Origin of the sequence: Pseudomonas sp. SH10-3B, from assembly GCF_019891415.1 — a bacterium.
Taxonomy (GTDB): Bacteria; Pseudomonadota; Gammaproteobacteria; order Pseudomonadales; family Pseudomonadaceae; genus Aquipseudomonas.
On the sequence record NZ_JAFLXD010000001.1, the window covers coordinates 333,814 to 359,933 of the forward strand.

At 57.4% G+C, this 26,120-nt stretch carries 30 protein-coding genes and 1 tRNA gene; 20 read left to right on the plus strand and 11 right to left on the minus strand.

Translation table 11 applies throughout. The features are described 5' to 3' along the window. Window positions 1–288: 288 nt before the first annotated feature. The 10 genes from J1G35_RS01630 (at window position 289) to J1G35_RS01675 (ending at window position 7,550) form a co-directional block, all read left to right on the plus strand. Entirely contained in the window at window positions 289–1,212 is a 924-nt protein-coding gene (locus J1G35_RS01630) for a sigma 54-interacting transcriptional regulator (protein WP_053131863.1), read from the plus strand. A gap of 269 nt (window positions 1,213–1,481) precedes the next feature. After that, window positions 1,482–1,685, plus strand: a complete 204-nt coding sequence (locus tag J1G35_RS01635; RefSeq protein WP_053131866.1) for a hypothetical protein — start codon at window positions 1,482–1,484, stop codon at window positions 1,683–1,685. A 113-nt stretch (window positions 1,686–1,798) separates the two neighbouring features. After that, a complete protein-coding gene (locus tag J1G35_RS01640) occupies window positions 1,799–2,170 on the plus strand; it encodes an EscI/YscI/HrpB family type III secretion system inner rod protein (RefSeq protein ID WP_223013035.1) in 372 nt (123 codons plus the stop codon). Between the two features lie 2 nt (window positions 2,171–2,172). Further along, the gene (gene sctJ, locus J1G35_RS01645) at window positions 2,173–2,973 is read left to right on the plus strand and encodes a type III secretion inner membrane ring lipoprotein SctJ (RefSeq protein ID WP_053131872.1); all 801 of its coding nucleotides are present in this window, start codon (window positions 2,173–2,175) and stop codon (window positions 2,971–2,973) included. Window positions 2,974–3,545: 572 nt separating this feature from the next. Then, the gene (gene sctL / locus J1G35_RS01650) at window positions 3,546–4,139 is read left to right on the plus strand and encodes a type III secretion system stator protein SctL (RefSeq protein WP_053131877.1); all 594 of its coding nucleotides are present in this window, start codon (window positions 3,546–3,548) and stop codon (window positions 4,137–4,139) included. Window positions 4,140–4,229: 90 nt separating this feature from the next. Beyond that, the gene (locus J1G35_RS01655; RefSeq protein WP_053131880.1) at window positions 4,230–4,445 is read left to right on the plus strand and encodes a hypothetical protein; all 216 of its coding nucleotides are present in this window, start codon (window positions 4,230–4,232) and stop codon (window positions 4,443–4,445) included. Beyond that, complete coding sequence (locus J1G35_RS01660; protein ID WP_223013037.1) at window positions 4,446–4,838, plus strand: type III secretion protein; 393 nt, start codon at window positions 4,446–4,448, stop codon at window positions 4,836–4,838. It begins immediately after the preceding gene. A gap of 14 nt (window positions 4,839–4,852) precedes the next feature. After that, window positions 4,853–6,988 (plus strand): type III secretion system outer membrane ring subunit SctC, encoded by a 2,136-nt coding sequence (gene sctC, locus J1G35_RS01665; RefSeq protein ID WP_223013039.1) that lies wholly within the window; start codon window positions 4,853–4,855, stop codon window positions 6,986–6,988. Next, window positions 6,985–7,188 (plus strand): HrpT family type III secretion system protein, encoded by a 204-nt coding sequence (hrpT, locus tag J1G35_RS01670; protein WP_223013041.1) that lies wholly within the window; start codon window positions 6,985–6,987, stop codon window positions 7,186–7,188. The genes sctC and hrpT overlap by 4 nt, the downstream gene beginning before the upstream one ends. A gap of 11 nt (window positions 7,189–7,199) precedes the next feature. Next, window positions 7,200–7,550: a hypothetical protein gene (locus tag J1G35_RS01675; RefSeq protein WP_053131941.1), complete on the plus strand. Its 351-nt coding sequence runs from the start codon at window positions 7,200–7,202 to the stop codon at window positions 7,548–7,550. Here the strand turns inward: J1G35_RS01675 and sctU are convergent, their stop codons facing one another. The 11 genes from sctU to sctW are packed head-to-tail and all read right to left on the minus strand — an operon-like array spanning window position 7,551 to window position 17,517. Next, entirely contained in the window at window positions 7,551–8,648 is a 1,098-nt protein-coding gene (gene sctU / locus J1G35_RS01680) for a type III secretion system export apparatus subunit SctU (RefSeq protein ID WP_223013043.1), read from the minus strand. Then, window positions 8,645–9,433, minus strand: coding sequence for a type III secretion system export apparatus subunit SctT (sctT, locus tag J1G35_RS01685; RefSeq protein ID WP_053131897.1), 789 nt, complete (start codon window positions 9,431–9,433; stop codon window positions 8,645–8,647). Before sctT ends, sctU begins: the two co-directional genes overlap by 4 nt. A 10-nt stretch (window positions 9,434–9,443) precedes the next feature. After that, window positions 9,444–9,707: a type III secretion system export apparatus subunit SctS gene (gene sctS, locus J1G35_RS01690; RefSeq protein WP_053131899.1), complete on the minus strand. Its 264-nt coding sequence runs from the start codon at window positions 9,705–9,707 to the stop codon at window positions 9,444–9,446. Window positions 9,708–9,714: 7 nt separating this feature from the next. Then, a complete protein-coding gene (gene sctR, locus J1G35_RS01695; RefSeq protein WP_053131902.1) occupies window positions 9,715–10,368 on the minus strand; it encodes a type III secretion system export apparatus subunit SctR in 654 nt (217 codons plus the stop codon). After that, a complete protein-coding gene (locus J1G35_RS01700) occupies window positions 10,365–11,378 on the minus strand; it encodes a FliM/FliN family flagellar motor switch protein (RefSeq protein WP_053131905.1) in 1,014 nt (337 codons plus the stop codon). The genes sctR and J1G35_RS01700 overlap by 4 nt, the downstream gene beginning before the upstream one ends. Continuing rightward, the gene (locus J1G35_RS01705) at window positions 11,372–11,821 is read right to left on the minus strand and encodes a type III secretion system HrpP C-terminal domain-containing protein (RefSeq protein WP_223013045.1); all 450 of its coding nucleotides are present in this window, start codon (window positions 11,819–11,821) and stop codon (window positions 11,372–11,374) included. Before J1G35_RS01705 ends, J1G35_RS01700 begins: the two co-directional genes overlap by 7 nt. Continuing rightward, entirely contained in the window at window positions 11,818–12,246 is a 429-nt protein-coding gene (locus J1G35_RS01710) for a YscO family type III secretion system apparatus protein (RefSeq protein WP_223013047.1), read from the minus strand. Before J1G35_RS01710 ends, J1G35_RS01705 begins: the two co-directional genes overlap by 4 nt. Next, entirely contained in the window at window positions 12,233–13,591 is a 1,359-nt protein-coding gene (locus J1G35_RS01715) for a FliI/YscN family ATPase (RefSeq protein ID WP_053131914.1), read from the minus strand. The genes J1G35_RS01710 and J1G35_RS01715 overlap by 14 nt, the downstream gene beginning before the upstream one ends. Next, on the minus strand, window positions 13,588–14,490 hold the full coding sequence (locus tag J1G35_RS01720; protein ID WP_223013127.1) for an FHA domain-containing protein: 903 nt from the start codon (window positions 14,488–14,490) through the stop codon (window positions 13,588–13,590). The genes J1G35_RS01715 and J1G35_RS01720 overlap by 4 nt, the downstream gene beginning before the upstream one ends. 34 nt (window positions 14,491–14,524) lie before the next feature. After that, complete coding sequence (gene sctV, locus J1G35_RS01725) at window positions 14,525–16,618, minus strand: type III secretion system export apparatus subunit SctV (RefSeq protein ID WP_223013049.1); 2,094 nt, start codon at window positions 16,616–16,618, stop codon at window positions 14,525–14,527. Beyond that, window positions 16,615–17,517, minus strand: a complete 903-nt coding sequence (gene sctW, locus J1G35_RS01730; RefSeq protein WP_347709447.1) for a type III secretion system gatekeeper subunit SctW — start codon at window positions 17,515–17,517, stop codon at window positions 16,615–16,617. The genes sctV and sctW overlap by 4 nt, the downstream gene beginning before the upstream one ends. Between sctW and J1G35_RS30810 the strand changes: the two genes are divergently transcribed. From J1G35_RS30810 to J1G35_RS01775, 10 genes are all read left to right on the plus strand, one after another. Next, on the plus strand, window positions 17,458–17,859 hold the full coding sequence (locus tag J1G35_RS30810; protein WP_262417115.1) for a hypothetical protein: 402 nt from the start codon (window positions 17,458–17,460) through the stop codon (window positions 17,857–17,859). The two genes, sctW and J1G35_RS30810, sit on opposite strands and share 60 nt — an antisense overlap. Before the next feature lie 82 nt (window positions 17,860–17,941). Further along, window positions 17,942–18,493 carry an RNA polymerase sigma factor gene (locus J1G35_RS01735; RefSeq protein ID WP_053134179.1) on the plus strand — a complete coding sequence of 184 codons (552 nt, stop codon included), beginning with the start codon at window positions 17,942–17,944 and terminating at the stop codon, window positions 18,491–18,493. Between the two features lie 344 nt (window positions 18,494–18,837). Beyond that, a tRNA-Met gene (locus tag J1G35_RS01740) sits at window positions 18,838–18,914 on the plus strand. A 166-nt stretch (window positions 18,915–19,080) separates the two neighbouring features. Next, window positions 19,081–20,322 carry a tyrosine-type recombinase/integrase gene (locus tag J1G35_RS01745; protein ID WP_223013053.1) on the plus strand — a complete coding sequence of 414 codons (1,242 nt, stop codon included), beginning with the start codon at window positions 19,081–19,083 and terminating at the stop codon, window positions 20,320–20,322. 246 nt (window positions 20,323–20,568) lie between these two features. Next, the gene (locus J1G35_RS01750; protein WP_223013055.1) at window positions 20,569–21,513 is read left to right on the plus strand and encodes a hypothetical protein; all 945 of its coding nucleotides are present in this window, start codon (window positions 20,569–20,571) and stop codon (window positions 21,511–21,513) included. Between the two features lie 80 nt (window positions 21,514–21,593). After that, window positions 21,594–21,848 carry an AlpA family phage regulatory protein gene (locus J1G35_RS01755; RefSeq protein ID WP_026078127.1) on the plus strand — a complete coding sequence of 85 codons (255 nt, stop codon included), beginning with the start codon at window positions 21,594–21,596 and terminating at the stop codon, window positions 21,846–21,848. Next, complete coding sequence (locus J1G35_RS01760) at window positions 21,845–22,150, plus strand: hypothetical protein (RefSeq protein WP_223013057.1); 306 nt, start codon at window positions 21,845–21,847, stop codon at window positions 22,148–22,150. The genes J1G35_RS01755 and J1G35_RS01760 overlap by 4 nt, the downstream gene beginning before the upstream one ends. Window positions 22,151–22,680: 530 nt before the next feature. Further along, entirely contained in the window at window positions 22,681–22,965 is a 285-nt protein-coding gene (locus J1G35_RS01765) for a hypothetical protein (RefSeq protein WP_003175982.1), read from the plus strand. Further along, a complete protein-coding gene (locus tag J1G35_RS01770; RefSeq protein ID WP_017846197.1) occupies window positions 22,962–23,234 on the plus strand; it encodes a DUF3077 domain-containing protein in 273 nt (90 codons plus the stop codon). The genes J1G35_RS01765 and J1G35_RS01770 overlap by 4 nt, the downstream gene beginning before the upstream one ends. Next, a complete protein-coding gene (locus tag J1G35_RS01775; protein ID WP_223013059.1) occupies window positions 23,231–26,119 on the plus strand; it encodes a DUF927 domain-containing protein in 2,889 nt (962 codons plus the stop codon). Before J1G35_RS01770 ends, J1G35_RS01775 begins: the two co-directional genes overlap by 4 nt. Window position 26,120 lies beyond the last annotated feature (1 nt).

A 26,120-nucleotide genomic window follows, 5' to 3' on the forward strand; every position in this document is an offset into this window, starting at 1 on the left:
GAACAAAAAAGCCGATGCACTGCATCGGCTTTTTTTGTGGCTGAATATTCATATCCTCTGATCAGCATCAGTCACGCCCAACTATCAGACTTCCCCTACTGACTCCCCCGCACTTAAAGCAACCCAGCAGTTACACAATTTAAACTCGATAAAACCGGGTTTTCCTACATTATTTCGGCCCACTGTTACTTCAATATCGCATGATAAATCTTATACCCTCCCTCCCTGATTAACACGTGCGCACTGCCCTCTCAACACTGAAGTCCAGCGAAAATGGAGAACTCTTCGATGTCGGTCTCCGCCCCTAGAGAAGATCAAAAAGACCTTTCACTCTTCGAAGACACGGATATTGAAAACACACTGAAAAGCACGGCATCCCTCAACATAGACATACTGTTACTGGGAGAGACCGGCACCGGTAAAGATACCCTGGCACAGCGGGTTCATCGTCTATCGGCACGGCGTGGCAACTTTGTTGCCGTCAATTGTGCAGCCATTCCTGAAAGTCTCGCCGAAAGCCAATTGTTCGGCGTCAACAGCGGTGCCTATACCGGAGCAATCCAGTCCCGTGCCGGTTTTATCGAGGCCGCCCATCTCGGCACCCTGTACCTTGATGAGATCGACAGCATGCCGTTGAACCTGCAAGCCAAACTGCTGCGCGTGCTGGAGTCACGGGGGGTCGAGCGCCTGGGCTCAACCCGCTTTATCCCGGTGGACATGCGTGTCATAGCATCTGCCCAGCACTCACTCCATCAGATGGTCGAACTCGGAACCTTCAGGCGTGACCTGTACTTCCGCCTGAATGTCGTCAACATCCAGCTTCCAGCCCTGCGTGACCGCCGAGAGTGCATCATCCCGTTGTTCCTGAAAATGATTCAGCAAGAAGCCCAACAGTTCAAATGCACAGCCCCAGCGCCCTCCGACGGACTGCTGCAACAACTGCTGTGCCACACCTGGCTGGGCAATGTTCGTGAGTTACGTTCTACGGCCAAACGGTTCGTACTGGGCCTGCCACCGTTTTCAACCTCGGAGAGCGACCAACAGGATGCCCGGACCGGCCTCAAGGCACGCCTGCACTGCATCGAAAAAGCATTCATTGAAGAATCGTTGTATCGCCACCATCACTGTGTAGATACCGCGGCTATTGAACTGGGGGTCGCTAAACGCACGCTGTACTACAGGATGAAACAACTCGACATATCGCTGGTATAAGCGCCATCGCGCCCTCCAACTAGCGATTGCCTTGGCAGCCAATATTAACCTTCGCGTATCAACTGAATAGGCATACAACCCAACTGAACTGGGTGATAAGCCCCCCAGTAAAATTCAGAAACACCTAAGCCTAAAAAGTCATGGAACACTTCGCTCGCATAGGCCACATAGTTATATGTCAACATCAAGCCTCACCGTACGCTATTTCACCCCCGGGGCTTGAAGAAAGGCATATTAAATACCTCCTTAAGTTATCAGTGGAGCTCTACATGATCATAGGTTCACTTATACAAGGCATTACCAATATCGGTCACCGTGCCGATGGTTACATGAAATCGAAGTCTAAGACTCCAGATGAGATTGAAGCCGAATATATCCAGAAAAAAACCATTAGAGACACGTTAGATAATGCCTGGACCTCGTCTCGAGTAAGTCACCTTAAAGGCCTGATCGCCTCTTCCAAGGCTCAGTAACTTTGCTTGATCGATTACCTCTCAGCTCGAGAGGTAATCATCCGATCAGCTCTGCGGGCTATTTGACGTATCTCTATATAAGTTGCTTTATGCCCTGAGAGAGTGGAGAGTCCATGAGAATAATAGAAAATCAATTTTCAGACGAATTCGACGTCATCACGGCTGCCCGAACGACACCGGAACAATCAGGGCAAAGTATGGACGTCAACTTTTTCACGTCCCTGTTGGAGAGTTCACACCCGACCAACAATACCTCTGTCAGACCTGGCGACTCAGTACTTCTGACAGAAGCGTCAAAGCATCTCAGCGAATCAAGAAATGGTTTTGCAAAAATACTTCGCTCTACCAAAACAGAAATAGACGTCGAGGCGATAGCGAATTTCCCGCGCGAACTATATAACGCGCAACTTACATCACAACTGATGGTGAAATGCCTTGCCAAGACGACACAGGGTATCGACAAGATCTGCAACATGCAGTCTTAACAATGAATAACTCTCTGTTTCTCGCCTTAGCCCTGGGCATTGCATTGATATTGAGTGGCTGCAGTGATCGCGTGGAACTTCATCGCCAGCTCTCCGAACAGGAAGCCAATGAGGTGGTGGCAGAGTTGGCGGATAAACATATTCGCGCACAAAAAATCCCGGCCAAAGATGGTGTCATCGTGGCGGTTAATACTGCCGACATCGGCCGCGCTGTACGCACGCTGGAAGCCGCCGGTCTACCCAGAGTTGCCCGCGCCACGCTGGGGGATACGTTTCGCAAGGAAGGGGTAATCTCCACGCCGCTGGAAGAGCGAGCACGCTACATCTATGCCTTGTCTCAAGAGCTTGAGGCCACCTTGTCCAACATCGACGGCGTTATCGTCGCACGCGTACACGTGGTGCTGCCGGAACGCATCGCTCCAGGAGAGCCGGTCCAACCCGCCTCCGCGTCAGTGTTTATGAAGCATGATCCACGTCTGGACCCCGATAACATCCGCGCACGGGTTCGCAGAATGGTGGCGAGCAGCATCCCAGGCATGACGACGGCGGTGAACGACCCGCAAAAGCTCACCGTGATATTCGTACCTGCCACCACTTATCAAGAACAACAACGCCTGGTGTATTTCGGCCCGTTCCTGGTGCCCAGCGATGATCTCGGGTTCTGGCGAACCAGCGTCATCGCTTTGTTGCTTGGCCTGATATCGGCCGTGGCTGGCACATTGTTCGTGCGCAATCGCCGTCAGCGAGCACCTCAAGCGTCGGCCTTGGAAGGCGATTCAACGAGTTCAATTCATGGCGCCTAGCTCCGATTCCCTCATGCGTGAGCACTTGGCCTGGGCACAATGGTGGGTGTTTCCCTGGACGTCTGCCCACAAAGACTGGAAGGGCAGCGAGTATCCTGCGATTGAAGTGCTTTTTCACAGTCGGCGGTCAGCCCCAGACACCCTCACAGGGTTTTCCGCCTGCCTTCCTGCTGAACCTCACCCTACCGTGCTGCGCTTGGCCTTGAGCTCGGCGGAGCAACTCAACCTGGTGCTGACACTGGTTCACGAAACCTTCAATCCTGCCGCCACGTCCCCATTGAATGAAGCTCATCACTTGTGGTGCACGCGCCTCTCCAAGGCGCTGCCTCCCAACATGCTGCCACCCGATTCCGATCCGCTGGGACTGCTCCATAGTTGGCTTGAACCGGCTGTATGGCAGCGCCTTCGATTGCGCTTTCCCCGTCAACGCGTACGCGAGACTGAAATGACCAGCGCGCCACTCGAAAGCGCAAACAGCCGATTGAACACACTCTGGCAGGCAGTCGTCTGGCGCGTTACGACGACAGAGAACGACTCCACGCCCCTGCTCCCCTTGAGTGAGGAAACCAGCGATGTTATGCCGACACACCATTGAGCTGCCCAACGGCATCGCTGGAGCGCGATGCAGCCTTATCCTGCGCGAAGAGCTTGAAAGCTGGCAACAGGCCAACCAACTCCTGCTCCATGCCAATAACCAGGCCGATGAGTTGATAAGTCAGGCCAAGAAACAATGCGAGGCATTGCTGGAAGCAGCGTCACTGGAGATCTGGCAACGCGCCGATGCTCAACTCAAGCAGTGGGAATGCGATCGTCAGGCGATGTGCGACAACCTCGAACAATACGCGACGGCTATCACCAACCAGGCAATTCGTTGCCTGCTGGACGAGACAGTCGCTGCGCAAAGACTAAAAGCGCTACTGAAGCAATTGCTGGAGAGCCAAGTCCAGGAAATCAGCGCAACACTGCTCTGTCACCCTCATGATCTTGAGGCCATAAAAGAGGTTCTCGCTCATCACAATCGTACCTTTTGGAGCCTCCACGCTGACGAAACGATTCCCCCTCAAACCCTCGTACTGAAAACAGAAGAAGGCGACTTCCGTATCAGCTGGAACGCCATGCTCGATACTTTTTTCAAACAAGGGAAAGATTATAGGATCGAGATCTAATCCCACACGGCCAGAGACTTTATTTACATCCAACACTAAAAGCTAGTTGCTTAAATACACACTTAATCTATAGAACTTAAAGGAAAAATCATGGATTTTTTCAAAGATCAGAGTGAATCACTAGAAAGAAGTAGAAATTCTGCCTATCAGGAATATAAATCACGCTACGAAGAAGCCTTGCTATCGGAGGACGGTGAATTATTCCACAAGTTGACGACCCGCGAGTTAGTCACCCGAGAGTTCTACAATGAACACGGTAAAACTATCAACCAGATGCTCAAAACGACCCTGGAAAGCTTTCCGTAAATGAGAGATCTCGTGGGTGAATGGTTAAGCAGCGCAAAGGAACAGATCACGCTGGTTGAAGGTGACGACGAAATCACGCTGACACGTCAGGGAGGTGCTGTTCTATTAAGTGCTCAACTGACATCAACTCGTCCCGACAACACGACCTTGCAAAACTGGCTGCGTCTGGGCGCGGCCAGCCTGACTCATTTCCAGGGGACAGTGGCTCAACAAGCTGACACCGGAGCGCTCTGGCTGATTCAAATATCGAAGGTCGGGGATGGGCAGGCGCACCTGTTCGGTTGCCTCGAAGCCCTGCTCAACCAGCGCGATACCCGGCGCGCAATCGGCGCGCGCCTGGCCCGCCCCCCTCAACACGTCAAACCCACCTCGCTACGTTCACTCTCGTATTAACCAGAGAATTATCTATGTATAACACGCTCAAAAAGCCCAGCCGCTTGTGCCTTGATTCGCCTGGTGATTCATCGAAAAGAGCCCGTTGGCGCACCACGGTCTTGCTGTCCTGGCTGTTGATTCCAGCGGGAAGCACATTGGCTGCCATCCCCACCGAATGGAAAAACACCGCGTACGCTTATGAAGCCGAACATAAGCCCCTGCGGGAAGTACTGGAGGATTTCGCCCAGACCTTTGGTACACAGCTGCATGTCGAGGGGCTGCTGGAGGGTCACGTAAATGGCAAGATTCGCGCGAATACCCCGCAGTCGATGCTCGACCGGCTGGGGGTAGAACACCGGTTCCAGTGGTACTTGTACAACAACACTCTCTATATCAGCACGCTGGACCAGCAAGAATCAGCACGTCTGGAGGTCTCGTCCGAGGCCATTGCCGATCTTAAGCAAGCGCTCACCGATATCGGTCTGCTTGATAGCCGTTTCGGTTGGGGCGAGTTGCCCGCAGACGGCGTGGTACTCGTTTCGGGCCCTCGGCGCTATATCGAGCAGATCAAACATTTCAGCACTCAGCGCCGCTCTCAAGATGAAAAGCAGAGCGTGCTGAGCTTCCCGCTTAAATTCGCCAATGCTGCAGACCGTCAAGTCGATTACCGCGGCGAGAAGCTCACTATTGGGGGGGTGGCCAGCATCCTGCAAGGGTTGCTGGAGCCGCGCTCCAATTCGACCCTCGACAAGCTGAACCAGCGCTCTGCGTCACAGCCCGCGCCGCTCATGCCGAACACGCACCGACTGAATACCCCCTTACTGGGGCAGATGATGGGGACAAACGCCAACGCCGGACAGTCAGACGCGCCGCCTCCACTCACCTCGCGCGCACCCGCCTCGTCCAGCAGGATCCGCGTCGAAGCCGACGTGCGCAATAACGCTGTGTTGATCTATGACCTGCCGGAGCGTCAGGGCATGTACCACGAGTTGATCAATCAACTCGATGTCGCGCGCAAGCTGGTGGAAATTGACGCGATCATTCTTGATATCGAGCGCACGCAACTGCAGGAGTTCGGAGTTAACTGGGGGTTTCAGAACAGTCGATTCCGTGGCGGAGTCAATATGGCGCCCGGCGCCTCGTCGCAGGTGTCGATTGAAAACCGCGAGCGTTTCTACGCGGATATACGCGCGCTGGAAGCCAAGGGGCTGGCGAGCATAGTCTCCAACCCCTCCGTACTCACGCTGGAAAACCAACCGGCCGTCATCGACTTCAACCGCACCCAATACCTCACGCCCGGCCGAGAGAATGCAACTATTTTGCCGGTCACCGTGGGCACCAGCTTCCAGGTTGTCCCCCGTGTCATCACCAGCCGTGGCAGCCACCAGATCCATCTGGCGGTGGATATTGAAGATGGCAATTTCGACGAATCCAACCCCGCCCACGACAACCTCGATGTACGCCGAGGCAAGGTCAGCACCCAGGCTGTCATGGCGGAAAAGCGCTCGCTGGTGGTTGGTGGTTTCCATGTCAGCGAAAGCAGCGACAAACGCACCAAAGTGCCCCTGCTGGGTGATATCCCTCTGCTCGGCAAGACGTTTTTTTCCTCGACCGAACGGCAGAGCAATCGGCGTGAACGGCTGTTCATCCTCACCCCGCGTGTCATCGGTGACCAGGCCGATCCATCGCGCTACCTGCCTCAGGACGACCAGGCCGAACTGCAGGCAGCCCTCGCACCGTTGGCGCGGCGCTATAGCCCTCACCAGCCGGTCATCAAGCGTAGCGACATCATCAGCACCCTGGCGCACATGGTCAGCGGGCAAGTGCCCAAGGCCTTCAAAGAGGAACCGATGCCTCTGGGACTGAACACGTTGTGCAGCACCCGCGACTTACTCGCGCTGAACACCGAACGCAGTCAATGGTACGCGGGACCTGAGTACAACGTGGCGGTAGTGGTGCTGCGCAACCAGGCCAACCGCCACGTACGTATCGACGAAAAGGAATGCAGCAACTCGCAGACCCTGGCCGTCAGCGTGTGGCCGCGCGCCTGGCTCAAGCCAGGTGAAGAAGCCGAGGTATTTATCGCCATGCGCCCCGTGGTGAAGGATGAACACCTCAGCGTACCCCGCACCTCCTTGACGATCCCAACTCAGAAGGCCAAGCCATGAAACAGCGCTTAATGTGCGTAACCCTGATCGGCGCAGCACTGCTTGTCGCCGGCTGTACTCCCACCTGCAAGGGCGACTCCTGCTCACGCCCGCAATCGAGCAAGGATACATTGGTGATCTGGTGGCCACCGCAGATGCGCGCCGAGGCTGGCCCCACCGGGGAGCGGTCGGATTACCAGACTGTCTCGCTGGAACGATGAGCCGCCAGGAAATGCCCGACAATCAACGCCAGGTATTTCTGGACAACCTGGTGAGCGGCGCAGCCGCTCACCTGATGCTCGCGCCCGGCATCAAGGTATGTGCATTGCACGCCGGCAATCGCCCGGGCATGGCCTTGCAGGTCGCGCGTGAAGCGTTGCAGGCAGGACAATTGCAGCAAGTGCTGGAGCGACGCTTTGAGCGGGCCGTGGTATTCGATGGCTGTTTTATCTATCTCGACGCTCAGGGTGCCTTGGTGGTCTGGCACGCGCTGCCGGCGTCGAACGATGCGCTGGACAGGATCCTCAGTCGGATGCTGACGCTTGCCAATCTCGAAGCCTTGGACGCACGTTCCAGCCGTTGATCAACGCCGCTCCAGCTCCGGTAATTCCAGCGTCTCGCGCTTGGCGTCATCATCGAGTTCACGCAAGGTGCGGTAGATCAGCGCAACAGCCTGCAGGGTTTCGCGGGGAATGCTGGTGCCCAACGCTTTGGTATAAAGCAAGCGGGCCAGCCATACGCACTGGATGACCGGCACCTCGGCAGCCTTCGCCCGCGCAATCAACTGGCGGGCGTCGGCGTCCGTGCCTTTGCTGACCAGCAGCGGAAGCGGCGTCTTGCCAGGGCGGTAATACAGGGCGACAGCAAAGTGGGTCGGGTTCACCACCAACATATCGGCCTCCTCCAGCTTGGGCAGCTTGACCTTCGGTTCCTCCTGGGCCAATTGCTGTGCCAACGCGCGGCGCTGGCCCTTCACATGCGGGTCACCTTCCATGTCCTTGTGCTCTTTGACCATCTCGACCTGGGTCATGCGCATGCGTTTGGCGAAGAAGTGCTTCTGCAAGGAAAAGTCGATAAAGGCCAGTACCAGCAACAATGCAAGGCAGGCATGCAGCAGATGGCGGAACAACGCAATCAATGCCACGACGTAAGTTTGCAGATCGCTGTTTGCCAGGTTGATCAACGTCCCAAGAGAGGGCCAGACCACCACGTACACAATCACCCCCAAAAGAAACGCTTTGGCGACGCTCATCAACAGGTTCATCAGCGACTGTGCAGAAAAAAACTGTTTGAGTTGGCTGATCGGGTTGAGGCGATTGAAATCGAGCTTCAGTGTCTCGGGGGCAAACAACACTCCGAACTGCATCCAACTGCCGATCAGCTTCGCGGCAATCGCCACGCCTGCCATCAACAGGGCGAATGAGAAAAACACCACCAGGCTTTCAATCAGCACTTCTTCCAACGCCCGCACAAAGGGTTGGTTGAGGCGTGAGATCGGCAACAACATCAATTGCTGGAAGCGTTGCAAGCTGGGTTCGGCGGTCAACAAGGCGATCTCACTGATGGCCGTGAGCACCAGTAACTTGGCCACATCCTGACTTTGAGCGACCTGGCCTTTGTTGCGCTGGTCACGCAGCTTCTTGGCTGAAGCCGGGTGCTTTTTTTCCCCCGAGTCACTCATGGCATCGGGGCCTTGAATAAAAGGCCCAGCGAGTGCTTCAGGTCACCCAGTTGGCTCATACGCCCAACCATCAGGTCCTGCAGCAGCGCAAAGTACAACAGCAGAAAACCGATACCCGCCAGGCACTTGACCGGCGGCGCCAGCGTACTCACCTGTAACTGCTGACTGTAGACCCCCAGCAGCGCGATGCCGAACTCCAGCAACAGCAGCACCGCGATAAACGGCGCAGCGTAGAGCATCATATGCATGAAGGTGTCGCCCAGCAGGTCGGCAAATACACGCATGCCATCAGGTGCCGGGAGTGGAAACCACACAGTGGGCGGCCAAATCAGGTAACTGTCCCAGATCACCTGGGTCAACGCGCCTAACCCCAGGGTGGCCATCAACAGAAAAATCGCCAGTTGCTTGAACAAGTGCCCTATCGGCGTTGCATCCGGCCCCAGCGAAGGGTTGAGCTGACCACCCGCCAAGGCCCCACGCTGGTTATCCAGCAGCGCGCCCACCGACTCGAACAGCCAGAACGGCATCGACAGCAATATCCCCAGCAGCAACCCCAATGCCACCTCCTTGAGTACCAGCGCACTGAGCAGGAGTGCGGAGTAGCCCTGGCCTTCCAATGTCGCATGAATGCCTGGCGCGGGTATCAGGGCCATGACCATCACTACGACGTGCCTGGGCATGCCGCGTATATGCTGGAAACAGAACGCTGCCACCAGCATGCCACAGGGGTAAATGCGCGCCATGCCGATCACCAGGCTGGGCAGGAACTCTAGATATAGCAGCACAGGGCAGGCCTCAGTTCAGGGCCGATCGGCCAATCATATCGAAGGTCAGGTTGATCAACTGGATCAACTCCACGCCAATCCAGCGCCCGGTCAGGATCAGTGTGACCCCTACCGCCACCAGCTTGATGCCAAAGGGCAGCGTCTGGTCTTGTATCTGCATCAGCGCTTGCACCAAGGACGTCAGCACACCCACTACCACCGCGACAATCAACGGTGGCGCCGACAACACAACCACCAGCAACATGCCTTGCTTGAACAGCACAATCGGTTCCATACGCCCCTCAGAGATAGGAAAGGAACAGACTGTCGAGCAAGCGCGACCAGCCCGATACCAATACGAACAGCAGCAATTTGAGCGGCAGGGAAATGGTCATCGGCGAGACCATTTGCATGCCAAGCGCCAGCAGCAGGTTGGAGACAATCAGATCGATCACGATGAAGGGGATATAGATCAGAAAGCCGATCTCGAACCCCGCCTGCAATTGCGACAGCACGAACGCGGGGATCAGCAAAATCAGATCTTCACGCTGCACCTCCTGCGCCATTTTCTCTGGCCACAGGCGCGCGGTGTTATCCAGCAGGTGCGTCAGCACATCCGGATCCACGTTGCGCAGCATGAACGCTCGCAACGGTTTGATGGCCTCATTGCCCGTCTGCAACAGCGTTTGCACATTGCTCGTATCCAGGGGCGAGGCCTTGACGTTCTCGGCGATCTCGTAACCCACTGGCGCCATGATGAACAGCGTCGCAGCAAGCGCAATGCCATTGATGGCCATACCTGGCGGCACCTGCTGCACGCCGATGGCGTTGCGGGTAATCATCAGCACAATGACAATCTTCAAAAACGCTGTGCAGATGATCAACAGCATGGGCAGCAACGACAGCGTTGCCAGAAATACCGCCAGGACTATGGGGTCGAGCCCTTGAAGGATCATTGGCCGAACATCACATGAGACAACTGCAAACCCAGGCGCCCATCCACCTCGACCAACTGGCCCTGGCCAATGGCGCGGTCGCCATAAAAAAGCCCCGCCATGCCGGGCGAATAACCGGCAATGCCCAACACCGAGCCGGGCGCGAGGTTGCGCAACTCGCCGAGGGTAAGGTTCAGCGTTCCGCAGCGCACATTCAGCGCCACGCTCAACGCCTCGAATGGCTCTTGACCAAATACGTCCAGCACCGGTTTATCCTCCTCATGCGCCGAGTAATGGGGAGCTGCAAAATTGTCGTCCACAGGCGAGTCCTCGATAGAAGTAAGCGTCAGACACAACGGCCCGGTGTCATCGTCAATGCGGCCGTGCAACCGCTGCCTGCCAACCTGCACGTAGCCGGTGCCCTGGGCGGAAAAAAAACGCGAGTCGAGTACCAGCACATCACCGCTGCGCAAACTGCGCGCCTGCGCAATCGGTAATTGCGCATGCCCCAGGGTCACGGCGATTGCCAGTTGAAACCGTGCCGGCAACGCTGCCGCTGTGGCGCGCCAAGGCCCTGCCTCACATAACGCCAGGAAGGTTTCGGGGGTCAGCCACACGTAGCCCTCAACCCGCGACGCGCCCTGGGTCACGCTGAGCCGGCAGCCAAACCCCTTGGGTCGATGGGTTTCCAGCAAACGCACATAACCCAGCAGCTCCCGCACCTGGGGACTCATATGGTGCTGGTACAACGCCCAGAACCAGGAGTCCGGGTCGTTGCCAAACTGCGCCAAGGTCACCGGGCACTCACCCAGCAGACTGAGCAGCGGCCCGGCGTCAGCAAACGCCAGTACCCCACGTACCGTCTCAAAGCACACGGCCTTGTCTTGCGCAGGGGCACTCCCGGGTTCAAGCAGCAACTCGCCGTCCTGCCCGACCACCTTAAACGGCAGGCGCAGGCCGCGCCCCAATCGACGGCGCGCGGCAGCCGTATCGCCATTAACCAAGGGAAATGTCAGCTGCGGCATCAGCATGCACAACCGACGCTGGGCACAAGCAAGTTCACCGGCTGTCCCAACGCAACCGCGAATCGGCCCTCACACTGTTGGCGTACACCGCTGAGCCAGCGTGCCGTCGTGTGTTGCTCGGCCTCCAGCTCGATCGTCCAGGCCCCCTGTTCGCGGCGCACACTGGCGTTGATCCGTCCCAGGCGAGGCAAGTACAACACCGCCTGCAACGGCCATTGCGACGCTGACTGCAGACGAGGTGCCAGTTGTTCGGCAAGTGCATCGATATGAGCTATACCGGCGGATGCCTTCTTGCCCGATAAGGAAGCCCCAGCGCCTCCCCTCTCTTCGGTAAACAGTTGGGCGAAGAATCGCCCGAGTTCCACAGGCACGCCTGCCGTGGCCCCCGGTTCCTCACGTGTCTCGCGTGGGCGCGGACGCTCAGCGGGTTTATTTGAAACCTCGGTCATATCTGCTCCTGAGCAAGTAAAAGGGATAACTCCTGAAGCTTTTCCACCTGCCGCAGGTATTCCGTGACCTGTTTCTGGGCGCTGCCAACACGACTGTTCCTTTCATCCTGCTGGCCCTGCAATGCCTCCAGACGGCCCATCTCCTGCCGAGTACTGTCAGACAGGCAGCGCTCCTGTGCGCCCCAGGATTTCAAGTCCCTCAGAGTCAGTACCTGGCCTTGATGCTGGCTGAGCAATTGAGCACTTTGCAGGGCCTCCTCCTGCCGAGTCTGCTCAAGCGTGTCCTTGGCCTGCTGGATATTGGCGAGCAGGGCCTGTTGGGCACGTTTCGCCTCACGCAGGGCGCGCTCGGCGCGGTCAGCCCTATGCCTGCGAAGGCGCCGCAGCGTCTCGACTTCACCGAGAAGCTCATCAGAATGGGACATGGGCGGTCAGATCCTTAAGTTGCTCCAGCGTCGTAAACATCGGCGTAGGCTCACGCAGGTCCTGGCGCAGAAAGCCATCGACCGCCTGACGGCTGTCCACGGCCAAATCGGTCAGGGCATCGTTGCCGGGCTGGTACTCCCCCAGCTTGAGCATCAACTCGATCTGTTGGTACGCCGACAGCAACCGTCGCAATGCCGTACCTGCGCGAATATCCTCGGGCTCTGCGACGTTGCTCAAGATGCGCGAAAGGCTGGCCAACACATCCACCGCCGGGTAGTGCCCACGCTCGGCCAATTTGCGTGACAGCACGATATGCCCATCGAGCAGCGAGCGAACTTCATCGGCCACCGGATCGTTCATCGAGTCCTGCTCAATCAGCACCGTATAGATCGCAGTGATCACGCCATCACGCGTCAATCCGGCACGCTCTACCAGCCGTGGCAGCAGGCTGTATACCGAAGGAGGCAAACCTCCGCGCCCCAGGGGTTCGCCGCAAGCCAGGCCGATTTCGCGTTGCGCCCTGGCGAAACGGGTCAGGGAGTCAATCAGCAGCAATACCCGCTTACCCTTGCGCCGAAAACCTTCGGCCAATGCCGTCGCCGTGAACGCGGCCCGGGCGCGCTCCATGCTGGAGCGATCGGAGGTGGCGCACACCAGTACCGCTTTGGCGCGTAACGAGTCATCGAGCTCATGGTCGAGAAATTCACGCAGCTCCCGACCTCGCTCGCCGATCAGGCCGAACACGATGACGTCACAGTCGACGTTACGCGCGATCTCGGCCAACAAGGTGGTCTTGCCACAACCGGCCCCGGCGAACAGCCCCACACGCTGCCCCTCGCCAAGCGTGAGCAGGCCATCGATCGAACGCACTCCGGTGGCCAGCGCACGGTTAATCCTCGGTCGCTCGGTGGGCAACGGCGCTTCACACAACACCGCACTGGTATCGGGTAAGTCCGCCTCGACAAACGCGCTGGCCCCCTCCCCCGTGATCGGCCTCCCGAAACCATCCAGCACCTGACCCAATAAGGCACTGCTGACCTGCACTCGATGGGAGACTCCCAGGCGCTCGACACTGGCGCCGACGCGCACGCCTTCCAGGTGTCCCAAGGCACTGAGCACCGCATCCTGCTCATCGAAACCGACGATCTCGGCGAGCATGTTTTCGCCCGGTCTTTTTTCCACCTGGCATAAGTCGCCAATACGCGCCTGGGGCAATCGGCATTGCAGCAACATGCCGTTGACACGCTGGATGCGACCTCGCATCGACACCGGCGCAAAGCCGGCCAGGGACTGGGACTGGCGCTGCTGCCAGGCCTCAAGACGCGCTTGCAGATCCACACTCACCAGCGCACCTCGTAACGGCGCGCGCCATCGAAGACGACCTTGTTGTTGTCGATCTGCACCAGGCGCAGCCCTTCCACTTCGTCACCCAAAAACAGTCGGTCGCCCTGATCCAGGACCACGTGACCATTCGGCCCACCGACGATCTGCACAATCCTGAACGGCAGTGCGCCATCGTGCACACGCACACGGCTGATCACCGGCACCGAGCTGTCGAATTGCTCACCAAAACGGCTGAGCATGCGCGCCACCAACTCCATTTCGTCATGGGAGACATCTCCGCTGAGCGCCACCTGGCCATTGATCACTTGCAAGGTGACCCGCTGACTCAGCTCGCGCTCGCTGAGCATCTTCAACAGCTGCTGGCGTACGGCAACAGACGAAGCCAATTCCTGCTTCTGAACCACGGGCGGCACCATTAGAGACGCCTGTGCCTCGCGGTCCTCTTCGGAGTCCATGCCCACTACCAGGATGATTAACGCCGCCACCAACACCAGGCTGATCAGGCGCCTTTGCTGCACGTGCGAGATTGACGATAACTTCCGCGCTTGCGCAGGCTCATTGGCCGGTAGCGTCGCTACCGTCTCAGGAAGTGCGGGTTGGGGCCATGGCTGCTCGGCCAAGGTGACGCACAGGCGCACGTCCCCCAACGAAAACGGCACGTTCAGCTCCAGTCTGGCGATCTGCGCCAGTACCTGGCCGTCGGGGTCTCGCAACAGCCCGGCTTCGGCCTGCACCGACCAGTTGCCGTCGATAAACCGCAGGAGCGCATGCTGCTCGACGACTCCCGGATCGTTCAATATCAGGTCAGCGTCCGCGTGAGCCCCCATGCTCCATTGCTCGCCAAACAACGGTAAAGCAGCGCCTTGGCGCTGCCCATCAAGCACCCTTAACTCAAACATCATCGAGTCCTCCGCGCTGGCCAGGGCCAAATACTCATGCCACCGCACCACGCATCAGCTCGTCCTGGCCCAGGTCAATGCGCCCCAGCACTTTGACCTTGGAGGTACTTCCCAACTCGGCAAACGACAGCACCGGCACATGGTTGAACTCTTCCAGCAGCAAAGTCCGTAAGGGGCTACGCAGGTCCTGCGCCACCAGCAGCACGCTCTTGCTCTTGGGCCTTAGGACAAAAGCCTGGTTGAGCAGGTTGACCAATGCTGCGCTGTGGTCGTCATCAAGCGCGAAAAACACCCCGGTCTGGGTCTGGCGCAATCCCTCGCGCAGGGTGTTTTCAGTGTGCGGTGACAACAGCCAGGCATGCAGGCCGTCGGCCTCGCTGTACTGGTGGAAAATCTGCGCCTTGAGCGCAATCCGCGCGTAGTCGGCCAGTGCTTCCGGTTCACGCTCATGCTGGCCGTACTCGATCAGCGATTCGACAATCAGCCGCACGGCCCGCAGCGGCACACCTTCACTGGCCAAGCGTTGCAACACCGAGGAAAAACGCGACAGCGGCATGATTCGCTGCAGTTCCTGCACCAGTTCCGGCTGGTTGTGCTCCAGCCAACTGAGGATCGACTTACTCTCCTGGATCCCCAGGAACTGCGGCCCGCTGAGCATCATGGCCTGCTTCATGCGTTCGATGATCAGGCTGGTCGCAGTGAAGCGCTCCAGTTGCGGATCATCGAGCAGTGGATCATCCGGTGCCAGCCAGACCCAACTCTGTTCATCACGCTCAACCAGCCCCGGTATTGCGTGCTCAGGTTCAACCGTCAACGCATTACGCTCAACGGCCAGGCGGCTGACAATCGATGCCCTGACCATCGGCACTTCATGCACACAGAAACGCATTTCGTCAGCGGCCAACGAGTCATCGAGTTCAACTTCGAATGGCGGCAGGGTCAGGCCGATATTGGCAACCAACGCATTTCGCGCCTGGCGAATCCCATGAATAAGCTCGGTCACCTCAGGCGTGCCACGCAAACTCGGAGGGAACTGCAATAGATAGGGGCGCGACGGATCGAACCCGCGCAAGTCCTCTTTTCCGTTCTCTTCGGGTCGAACGGCGTCGGTGGTTTCGGACCCCGGCTCTGCTTCTCGCTGACGCCGGCGCATCAGGTAGTACCCCAGGCTGCCGGTTACCAGCGAAATAAAGATGAATACCCCGGTAGGCATACCGGGCACTATGGCAAACGCAAGCATCCCCACTGACGCGATCATCCAGCTCTTGGGCTCACTGGTCATTTGCCGGGCAATTTCGGCGCCCATGTTACTGACGCCCTTACGCCCATCCGGCGCTACGCGGGTGATGATCATGCCGGCGGTCAGGGAAATCAGCAGCGCCGGAATTTGCGCAATCAGGCCATCGCCGATGGTCAGCACCGAATACAACGCCATCGAATCGGCAGCGCTCAAGCCGTACAGAAACATCCCCGTGCAGAAGCCACCCAACAGGTTGACCACGACGATAATCAGCCCCGCGATAGCGTCGCCCTTGACGAACTTCATGGCCCCATCCATCGCGCCGAACAACTGGCTCTCACGGGACAACTGCTCGCGTTTGTCGCGTGCTTGCGTGCCGTCAATCAGGCCGGCACGCAAGTCGCTGTCGATGGACATCTGCTTGCCCGGCATCGCATCCAGGCTGAACCGCGCCGCGACCTCGGCAACCCGTTCCGACCCCTTGGTGATCACCAGGAAGTTAACCAGGGTCAGGATCAGGAAAATCACCATCCCCACCGCCAGGTTGCCTCCCACCACGAAGTTGCCGAAGGCCTCGACGATGTCACCCGCGTCTTGTTCCAGCAGGATCAGACGCGTGGTTGCAATCGACAGGGCCAGTCGAAACATGGTGGTCAACAACAGGATCGACGGGAACGACGAAAACGCCAGGGGGCCCGGCAGGTAAAGCGCAAGAACAATTAACAGGCACGAAATACAGATATTGAGGGCGATCAGAATATCCACCAGCCAGGTGGGCAGTGGCACGATAAAGATAAAGACGATAGACATGACCACCACGGCGCCCAACACCTCGGCGCGCTGTACCACTTTGAGCAATCCGCGGTTGATGGCCGACAGAACTGTCACGTCTCGGGCCTCGGCTCACCGGCTAACCGTTTGGGCCCGCGCAAGTGCAGGTCCAACCCGTCCATCGCCAACACAAACAGAGCCAGGGCCTGCGTACGCAGGTCGCTTTCAGACCACCAGGCCAAGGGCATCCTTTGGAACACAGGGTAAAGCTCTTTGAGTACGGCCAGTTGACGTAGAAACGAGGCACCTCCCAGATCCTTCGCCAGTCGCAGCATTTCTTCGGACTCAATGCCGCTGCCGGCGTAAGCCAGCAAACGCTGCAACAGGCCTACTGGGTCATGCTCAATGGCCAAGTGCTTCATCAACTCTTCGCACTCGGCCAACACGGCGCTCAATTGCCCGCAGCTTTGCAGGCCCAACAGCAAATTGCGCAACTGATGCGTGGGCTTTGACGACACGTTGGCCGCAATGTCATCCGCCAACGCCTTACGCATCACATTAAGCCCGATGTGGAAACGCTCGACCCCGTATTCCTCCAGTAGGGCCTTCATCATCGCCCCCAGGGACGGGCGATTGACCACAGTGTCGTAGTAGAGCGTACGCAGTACCTGGCGCTCCTGCGGGTCGGCTGCGGCCGACTGCAACACCAGGGCAATGTCCAGGCGTGCCTGGATCACTCCTTTGAAACGGGTTTCAAGCTTGGCAATAGCATCGTGCGCCAACCTAGCCTCGGGTTGACGCGCCTCACTGTCTGCCCTGGCCTCCACATACTTGAGCACCACGAACGCGCGCGCCGGGTCCCCCCCCGTAAGCTCCAGGAGTTTTTCGACAGTGGGCTCATGCTGCAATTGCTGCCTGATGCGCCGTGAAACGGACGCCAGGCTCTCCTGGGCTGGATGGCCAAGCTGATCATAAAGTTGCGACAGCTGTTGAGTTGGGAGCACCCGCATCCCCATCGTCCGCTCACTCAACGCTCGGCTGTTGAACGCCACCTCCTGGGCGAACAGATGTGCAAGCTCATCAGTGCCCTTCGCGGGCGCGGGCACTGGGGTATGGCTGATAACCGCTTGATCCAGGAGACGGAGTGTTTGCACATCGTTGTTGGATTCAACTTTCATGGGCGCGCCAGTACAGGAAGAGTGTTTGCCTGTGTGGCAACGCCCTGCCATACGGTTCCATCAAAATCCGCTCGCACAACGAATTTGAAAAAACTTGCAAAAGCCTTCGACGCGCTGTGCAAACCACTGCATAAAAACGCTTCGATAAAAATTATTTATATATATAAATCATACACTTAAATATTTTTTAGGCTTGGCACAGGGAGTGCTAAAGGGACCTGTCGACACCCGCTCGACTGCGTCTACCCTAAGGAAAAAAAACATGAATATCCCTATTGAAGCCTTAGCTAACCTCGTTGGCAGCTCGCCTCAATTCATGCTTCACCTGACAGACGACCAGCATAAAAAACTCAAGCGCTTCATCCAAAAACGCGTACTCAACCCGGAAGATGCGGATGATCTTCTGCAAGTGACGTACCTGGAAGCCTGGCGCAACCGCGAGCGCTTCTGCGGTAACGCCTCGCCCAGCACCTGGATGTGTGGCATTGCACAGAACCTGATCCGCAATCACTTCAGGCGCATGTATGCCAAACCCGTGCATTGTGAATTTGATGAGTCGTTGTGGCATGGCCAGGAAGAAAACAACAACCTGGATTGGGAGTTTGAGATCAACCGCCGCCTGGAGAACACCCTGAGCGCCATCGACCACCTGCCGACGGAAATGCGCAAGACCATGTACGCCTCGCTGGAAACCGACGGTAGCTACCAGGACACCGCCGACGTATTGGACATCCCCATCGGCACCGTTCGCTCAAGGCTGTCGCGAGCACGCGAACAACTCAAGCGCGCCACTCACAACCCATTTCAACCGTAAATCTGGCTGACGAGCCAAGTGTTGGGCGACAGGGATATCCGCCCAACCGGTATCAGTCCTTCTTCGTGGATGGCAGCAAGATCGCCAATAACCCCACCCGCAAAACCACACATCCGCTCGAAACACCACGGGCGATCAATCCAGCGCCAGCAGGATCAACGGGCAGGTTCGCCCGGTGGTTGAGGGATTGCTTGAAGCCATAGGCATCACTTCACAGGAGAAGTGAATCAGCCACCACTCGTCGCCCAACCCACTCGTTTCCGTTAAACAATTGAAAGCGTAGATAAAAATTCAAAATAAATGCTTGACGCATTCCCGTTCTACGCGAATAATGCGCGCCACTTGGCTACATAGCTCAGTTGGTTAGAGCATAGCATTCATAATGCTGGGGTCCGGGGTTCAAGTCCCTGTGTAGCCACCAAGTACCGATCCATAGATGTCTACAGCAGTCTATGAATCACCTCAAGAAGCCCGCCTAGTGCGGGCTTTCTTGTTTCTGGCTGTTCACCTCTGTCTACCCCTATCCTTCCCCTCCGTGTATGCCCACGTGTATGCTTCATAAATAATTGAACTGAAGGCATACAAGGATGAAACGCACCGATATCAAGCGGCGCCCTCTCGCTGACACTACACTTTCCAGCCTGGAGCCTGAGGCCGGGACATACCGCGAACTAGACAGCCCAGGGCTGTATTTCAGGGTCAAGCCAAACGGCCAAAAGTCCTGGGAGTTACGCTACAAGAAGCCAGACGGCAAATGGTCATGGCTTGGTCTTGGCGGCTACCCGGAAGTAGGCGGCGCTTTCGCTCGGCAGAAAGCGGCTGATCTACGCGCAGACGCATCTGAAGGTAAGAACCCAATCACCTCCAAGAAAGCTCGCCAAGCCGCCGAGATCGATGCGGCCAACGACACCTTTGAGGCATTGGCAAGGGAGTGGCACACGTCTCGTCTGAGCGGCTGGGATGCTGGTACGGCCAAAAGGATACTTGGCGCACTCGAACGCCATGTATTCCCCCCACTCGGTAAACGCCCCTACACCTCGATCATGTCGATGGAGTGGATGGAGCTATTGAGAGGGCTTGAGCGTCAGGGGATTCTGGAACAGATGAGCCGTGTGAGGGCTTACTGCAAAGATATTTATGACCTGGCTCGCGTGACGGGCAGAGCCGTCAACAACCCTTTGGAGGGTGTGCATAAATTTCTGTCCTCGGGAAAGGCAGAGAACTACGCCCACGTCTCCCCCGATGAGCTTCCAGGATTACTCCGAGCGATACGCTCCTATCCCCACGCCAAAGATGTTCAGCTCGGCTTGAGGCTGTTGACCCTGATGGCTGTACGCCCCAGCGAACTCCGAGAGGCACAATGGGTAGAGTTCGATTTCGATAAAAGACTGTGGACCGTTCCAGTCGAGCGCAAGGGTCGCAAGAAAGGCCGTGAGCACCTGGTGCCACTCTGCATTCAAGCAGTGGAAGCACTGTTAGAGCTTCGGCAAATAACCGGCGCTTACCCACTCCTGTTTCCAGGTCGAAGCGACCGCACCAAACCCCGAAGCGATACCGTTTTTCTTATGGCACTCCGGCGCCTTGGTTACGAGGGCCGGCAGACAGGTCATGGCTTCCGCCACATCGCCAGCACAATCCTCAACGAGCATGGCTATCCTGCTGACCATATCGAAGCCCAACTCAGCCACAAGGCACAAGGTATTCGAGGGATTTACAACAAGGCTCAGTACCTTGAGCAGCGCACGCAGATGATGCAATGGTACGCCGACCATCTTGATTCCCTAGAGGCCGGAAATGTGGTGCAAGGTCAATTTGAGAAGGTTGTATGAAGTTGTTAACCCTACACCCTCTCAAAAGTCGTGTTACGGGTGTTACGCGCGTTACGCCAACCAATAACCCATTGTATTTAATGAATATATTTAGCGTTACACGCACTACAAAGCTTCCGAACGCCACGTGTTACATCGAGCAGTCGTGTTACAGAAAAGCCACACCCGCAACCCTGCTGGCATCGGCGTTTCCGTTTGCGAATTGCTGTAACGGCCTATCGCCTTCGGGGCGGCGGGGATATCTAAATGGACTTTGAGCAGTACATCGATGCAGAAGAGCTTGAGCTCGAAATCGCAGGCTTTGATGTAACGTGCCTGGTGTGGGATCAGGACGACGTCGAGGCAGCCGTTCGCAGTCTTGCACTGTTTCCGCAGTTCAAAGAACACTTCAAAGGTGCCTTCGATCTGATCAACACCGCCACATCGTTCTGGCTTGAGGAGGGTTCCTACTCCCCGGGTGCAGAGTTGATTACACGAATCCTGTACTCCCGACGTGATGCCATCTACGACCATGCCGACTCTACGGAAGCAGGCTCATTGCCAAGCGTGATTCGAGGGCTCCTTAGGGTCAGCTGTTCCGCAGAAGATTCACAGCTCGTGGCTACCTACGCCCTAGTACTTGGAACACAGGCCGTTGAGATGCTCGCAAATTGGCTGTTCGACCTTGAACTCGCGACCTACGACATTGATGCAGACCTGATAGAGCAACTGAGACATGACTCACCCCGCCAGTACCTTGCCCTGATTAAAAAGGAGCGGGATCGCAGCAGCGGGAATGAGATCAGGGTACGAGAAGAATTCGCGACGTTACTAGGCGAGGCGAATCAAGCGCTGCTGATGGCGAGTCTTTATCGCCAGGTGGAGCAGATGGATGTGTTCAAAAAAGGCTTTAACACATCAAGCCTGATGCACCGAATTCTCGACGACGCTTTCTCGACAAAGGCGACGAAGAGGGGCCAGGAAGCGGGCAATGGGAACCGCAATCCCGACTCAGCGATAAAAACCGCCGCTATGAATAGGCGAGCAAAAATCAAGGCAGCCGCAGAGCAAATCATCAGTGGTCGGAAAAGTGAAAAGCGCAGTCTCACCGACGCTGAACTGACCAATCTGCTTTTCGACCAAGCGGGCAACGGCACTAAAAAAACCATTCGAGAACACTTGATCGCTCTTTGCCTTAGACCTCTGAAATAAAAGGGAGCAGACACAGTCCACTCCCCCTCCCCTGCGTAGCGTATGACCCGTTGTCTCAATTAACAAAGGGTTAGCTCGCTATGACTACCGTATTAAAAGCAATTCCCTCGCATGATCCCTCAATGACCCTCATCCGCATGCCCGAGGTCATTTCAATCGTAGGGCTCGCACGCCCGACTATCTACAAGCTGATGCGTCAACCTGAAAGCGGATTCCCGTTGCCGGTAAAGCTGAGTAACAGCAATGCCCGAAGCGCTCCGGTTGCGTGGGTTTTGGGGGAAGTTCAGGCATGGACACGGGCACGCATCGCAGCCCGCGATCAGGTGGCAGCATGAAAATTCGTGTTGCTAACAGGGCCATCTTGCAGCCCTTTTCTGTACTCAGAACAGTCGGTTTCTCGTCGCGATGGATGCAACGTTTTGAGCGTTACCGCACAGAGCAAAAACGCCTGAACCGGGACGTGATGGTGATGCGATGGAGAGATGGCATCTGGTGCGCCTTGTCAGTTCCCTGCCAAGCCCCTCAAGCGATCATCGTCGACGAAGGCCAACAAATCGACGCCTACGAGGATGCGCGCGCCTGCCTCGAAGGTGACCTGCTGCCCTTTGTTTCCCTTCGCTGGGATATCCATGCCTGAAACGAAAACGCCCCCGGCGGCAACCGGAGGCGTTGAGGTAAATCTACATGCCTGATCAATTTATGCCGCATCGAAAAAATCCGCAAGCGTTCCGGACAGTTGCACTTTCAAAAAACCGGCGTTACTCTCTGGCAGTCGCTGCAAATTCAGCGACCGGGTTTGGCGACCCGATCTACAATAGGCGCACAGGCGCCCCCATTACGATTGCAGGCGCTTTTTTTGTGCCCGCATTCACGTGTTATGGCTGCTGTGCGTGGGAGACCTTCGGGTCTGCCGGGTTCCTATTGTCCCGGTTCGCCAACCTGCGCACAGCTGCCACCCTAATTCGTTTGGCGACGAAGTGTGGCAGCTCCTCAACAATAGGAGTTTCGCCCCATGCACGCCCTCAGTCCGTCCAAAATTCGCGCCGCCGCTCACCGAGCAATGGCTCTCGCCGCTTTACACGCCAACTCCAGCCTAGCTACACGCCTTTCCCGTTACAACGCCCATATGTCAAAGGCTCGCGCCCTGGAAGCCGCAGGGGGTGCCCAATGAGCATGCTCCCAGGCTTCTCACTTCCCGAGGATCTGCTCTGCGTCAGCCAGGACGCTGAAGCCGGTATTCCCATTGATGCCATCACCTGCGCCCTCGACCGTGCCGACTCAGTTCTGATGCTGCTGGAAGATCATTTAGACGGCGATAAACCCGTACTCTCCAACCGCGTGCTGTCATCCGTTATTTGGGACGTGCGCGGCACCCTGGGTCTGATCAAAACACTCGCCTTGTACGGTGACGCCTCCTCTGTGCCAATGGGCCAGAAAGGCGGTGCGCTGTGAATACTGCCAACACTCTCGGGCGTGCCGAATTCTCATGCGTTGCCAGCGGTACTCAAAAGCTGTTTAGGGTCAATGCAGGCGTGCCAATCGAGGACGCACTTGAGGCCATATCGCTATTTCAGTACTACGCCAATCAACTGACCCTCGACGCAGCCATGAGTAACGAAGGCGAGCGGTTCAGCTGGCCTGCTCTCTACCTAGGCGAAATGGCAAAAGCGCTGATCGATGACGTAAACGATGCGCTGTATGCAACGAGGACAACACCATGACTCAGCGCACCGGCAACACCTCAAAACGACCCAGCTTTGCAGACGTAAAAAGTGCTGCCCTTAAGAACATCGACCGCGTCCTTACTCACTGGCTTCCAAACGGCAAACGCGTCGACGGCGGCAAAGAATACACAGCACCGAACCCGACGCGCACAGACAAACGTGCAGGCTCACTCAAGGTCAATTTGAGCAAAGGCACCTGGGCGGATTTTGCCACCGGTGATAAGGGAGGAGACCTGATCGACTTGGTGCGCTACATCGACGGCGGCACGGACGTTGAGGCCTGCAAAAAGCTGGCGGATCTGCTCAATGTTACCGCTGGCTCTGCGACCACCAAAAGCGCACCGGCCAAAAGTGCAACGCCGGAGTGGATCGCGATTCAACCGATCCCGGCCGAGGCCATGAACAAATGCCCAGCTAAACACCGGCAACACGGTGTTCCGTCCAAGTTGTGGATCTATCGCGACGCACAGGGCCAGCCGGTCATGGCGCTGTATCGCTTCGACCTCGGCCCAGACGAAGACGGCAAACTGCGAAAGGTCTTTGCACCGTTGACCTGGTGCAAGCGCCCCGATGGGCAAACCACGCAATGGCGCTGGCAAGGATTGCTGGAGCCTCGACCACTGCTACGCCTGGATGAGCTGTCACAGCGGGCCGATGCGCCTGTGGTGCTGTGTGAAGGCGAGAAGGCTGCTGATGCCGCCGCGGAACTGATGCCCGACTACGTCGCCACCTGCTGGCCGAACGGCTCCAATTCTTGGCACAAGGCCGACCTGACGCCACTCAAAGGACGCACGGTGGTGCTGTGGCCGGATAACGATGCCAGCGGGAAGACCTGCATGGGCGCTATCGAGCTCAAGTTGATTGAGCTAGGTGTCGCTTCGGTACAACGAATCTCGCTCGACGTGTTCAAGCTCAAGCCCAGCAGCAAAGGCGGAAAGCCCACGCTCATCAAGGGTGGAAAATGGGCAGACGGCGACGATGCAGCGGATGCGTTAGCCAAAGGCTGGACCGCTGCCCACGTCGCCGAGCTGGTGCGCAGCGGTGAGTTTTTCGGCACTGTCGCTGAGTCCACTGAACCTAAAGAACAGAAGGCCACGGCGCTCGCCAAACGCCCCGCGAAATCGAAGAATGATCTGTTGCCGGGCGGCTTCCGACTGACCGCTGAAGGGGTGTTTTATTCCGGCGATGATGGCGAGGCGCGCCCCGTCTGTTCGCCTCTCGAAATCATCGCTCGCACTCGCGACGACAAAGGCCACAACTGGGGCTTGTTGGTTGAGTTCGATGACCCGGACGGCGCTAAAAAACGTTGGAACATTCCAGCCCGAACCATGACCGGTGACTTCGGCAAGGACGTACTAGGTCCACTGGTAGACATGGGTTTGCGCCTTGCAGGAAGTCGATCCGGGCGTAACGCACGCAATGATCTGCAGAGTTATCTCGGCGGCTTTGACAGCGCCCAGCGCGCCCGCTTGGTGACGCGTTTGGGCTGGCACGACAACGCCTTCCTTTTGCCCGAACAACAGATCGGCTCGCACGCTGAGCACCTGCATTTTTATGAGGCCGGTGCGCAGCTGCCTCCGATCAGCGAGGCGGGCTCTCTGGAGCAATGGCAGCAGCAAATCGGCGCGCTGTGCGTTGGCAACCATCGCTTGGCGTTTGTCGTCTCTGTGGCCTTTGCAGGGCCTCTGCTAAACCTGCTGGGGCATGAGTCAGGCGGCTTCCACCTTTACGGCGACAGCTCTGGTGGCAAGACCACTCACCTACAAGTCGCCGCCTCGGTTTACGGTGGGCCGCGTCTGGTGCGTTCATGGCGATCGACAGATAACGCCCTGGAGTCCATCGCATCCGCCCATTCAGACGGGCTCCTGGTGCTGGATGAAATCGGGATGTGTGACCCGCGCATCATTGGGGAAACCGTGTACATGCTCGGCAACGGCACCGGTAAGGCTCGGGCGAATGATCGAGGACAAGCGGGCCGACAGGTGCAGGAGTGGCGCTTGCTGTTTCTTTCGACCGGCGAGAAGACATTGGCGCAACACATGGCAGACGCCAACAAAGAGCTGAAAGCCGGTATGGAGGTGCGCATGCTCGCAGTGCCTGCGGATGCCAGCAAAGGCCTCGGAATGTTCGATGTGCTGAACGGTTTTGAGGACGCTGCAGCCCTCTCCGATGCGCTCAAGGCGCGTGTAGCCAAATACTACGGCACGCCTCTCACCGCCTTCCTGCACGCACTGTGTGCGCCCGGAGAAATGCTCAGGTGGTCGGTGATCGTTCGCCGCACGGTGGAGCAGTTCATCACCCAAAACTTGCCCGCATCAGCCAGTGGACAAGCCCAGCGCGCCGCCCTTCGCTTCGGCCTCGCAGCAGCGGCGGGAGAGTTGGCCACTGCCTTCGGCGTCACCGGTTGGCCGGATGGTACGGCCACGACTGCTGCACGGGTTTGCCTGCATGCGTGGCTGGCTGAGCGTGGCGGCGCCGGTAACTTCGAGGGTGATGCGATCTTGGCGCGGTTACACCAGGTCATCGAACGCTTTGGAGAAAGCCGCTTTACCCGCTGGGAATCTGCCGCCGCCAAGATCGATGAACACGGCCCACGCACGATTGATCGACTGGGCTTTCGCAAGACGATGGAACACGGCATGGGTGATGCCCTGCACACCACCAATACCTATTACGTGCTGCCGGAAGCCTGGAGGGCCGAAATCTTCAAGGGCATGAATATCAGTGCGGTGAACAAGGAGCTGCTGCAACGGGGCGTGCTTGAGCCGGGAACCGACGGAAAAGCGTACAGCTTGATTCGCCTGCCCGGGTTAGGGCCTCAACGCTGCTATGTGGTGAAGACAGTTCCCGGAACGGATGAAGGCGAGGCCAAGGCCGCTTGAC

Excerpts from the sequence above, each read along its gene's own strand:
- sctL (WP_053131877.1), top strand. The coding sequence starts at position 3,546 with ATGTTATGCCGACACACCATTGAGCTGCCCAACGGCATCGCTGGAGCG.
- J1G35_RS01710 (WP_223013047.1), bottom strand. The coding sequence starts at position 12,246 with ATGTCCCATTCTGATGAGCTTCTCGGTGAAGTCGAGACGCTGCGGCGC.
- J1G35_RS01635 (WP_053131866.1), top strand. The coding sequence starts at position 1,482 with ATGATCATAGGTTCACTTATACAAGGCATTACCAATATCGGTCACCGT.
- J1G35_RS01760 (WP_223013057.1), top strand. The coding sequence starts at position 21,845 with ATGAAAATTCGTGTTGCTAACAGGGCCATCTTGCAGCCCTTTTCTGTA.
- sctS (WP_053131899.1), bottom strand. The coding sequence starts at position 9,707 with ATGGAACCGATTGTGCTGTTCAAGCAAGGCATGTTGCTGGTGGTTGTG.
- sctR (WP_053131902.1), bottom strand. The coding sequence starts at position 10,368 with ATGATCCTTCAAGGGCTCGACCCCATAGTCCTGGCGGTATTTCTGGCA.
- J1G35_RS30810 (WP_262417115.1), top strand. The coding sequence starts at position 17,458 with ATGGCCAAGCTGATCATAAAGTTGCGACAGCTGTTGAGTTGGGAGCAC.
- J1G35_RS01755 (WP_026078127.1), top strand. The coding sequence starts at position 21,594 with ATGACTACCGTATTAAAAGCAATTCCCTCGCATGATCCCTCAATGACC.
- J1G35_RS01775 (WP_223013059.1), top strand. The coding sequence starts at position 23,231 with ATGACTCAGCGCACCGGCAACACCTCAAAACGACCCAGCTTTGCAGAC.
- sctJ (WP_053131872.1), top strand. The coding sequence starts at position 2,173 with ATGAATAACTCTCTGTTTCTCGCCTTAGCCCTGGGCATTGCATTGATA.
- J1G35_RS01735 (WP_053134179.1), top strand. The coding sequence starts at position 17,942 with ATGAATATCCCTATTGAAGCCTTAGCTAACCTCGTTGGCAGCTCGCCT.
- J1G35_RS01640 (WP_223013035.1), top strand. The coding sequence starts at position 1,799 with ATGAGAATAATAGAAAATCAATTTTCAGACGAATTCGACGTCATCACG.
- J1G35_RS01675 (WP_053131941.1), top strand. The coding sequence starts at position 7,200 with ATGCCCGACAATCAACGCCAGGTATTTCTGGACAACCTGGTGAGCGGC.
- J1G35_RS01720 (WP_223013127.1), bottom strand. The coding sequence starts at position 14,490 with ATGTTTGAGTTAAGGGTGCTTGATGGGCAGCGCCAAGGCGCTGCTTTA.
- J1G35_RS01705 (WP_223013045.1), bottom strand. The coding sequence starts at position 11,821 with ATGACCGAGGTTTCAAATAAACCCGCTGAGCGTCCGCGCCCACGCGAG.
- J1G35_RS01765 (WP_003175982.1), top strand. The coding sequence starts at position 22,681 with ATGAGCATGCTCCCAGGCTTCTCACTTCCCGAGGATCTGCTCTGCGTC.
- sctC (WP_223013039.1), top strand. The coding sequence starts at position 4,853 with ATGTATAACACGCTCAAAAAGCCCAGCCGCTTGTGCCTTGATTCGCCT.
- sctW (WP_347709447.1), bottom strand. The coding sequence starts at position 17,517 with ATGGGGATGCGGGTGCTCCCAACTCAACAGCTGTCGCAACTTTATGAT.
- J1G35_RS01745 (WP_223013053.1), top strand. The coding sequence starts at position 19,081 with ATGAAACGCACCGATATCAAGCGGCGCCCTCTCGCTGACACTACACTT.
- hrpT (WP_223013041.1), top strand. The coding sequence starts at position 6,985 with ATGAAACAGCGCTTAATGTGCGTAACCCTGATCGGCGCAGCACTGCTT.
- J1G35_RS01750 (WP_223013055.1), top strand. The coding sequence starts at position 20,569 with ATGGACTTTGAGCAGTACATCGATGCAGAAGAGCTTGAGCTCGAAATC.
- sctU (WP_223013043.1), bottom strand. The coding sequence starts at position 8,648 with ATGAGTGACTCGGGGGAAAAAAAGCACCCGGCTTCAGCCAAGAAGCTG.
- J1G35_RS01655 (WP_053131880.1), top strand. The coding sequence starts at position 4,230 with ATGGATTTTTTCAAAGATCAGAGTGAATCACTAGAAAGAAGTAGAAAT.
- J1G35_RS01660 (WP_223013037.1), top strand. The coding sequence starts at position 4,446 with ATGAGAGATCTCGTGGGTGAATGGTTAAGCAGCGCAAAGGAACAGATC.
- J1G35_RS01630 (WP_053131863.1), top strand. The coding sequence starts at position 289 with ATGTCGGTCTCCGCCCCTAGAGAAGATCAAAAAGACCTTTCACTCTTC.
- J1G35_RS01700 (WP_053131905.1), bottom strand. The coding sequence starts at position 11,378 with ATGCTGATGCCGCAGCTGACATTTCCCTTGGTTAATGGCGATACGGCT.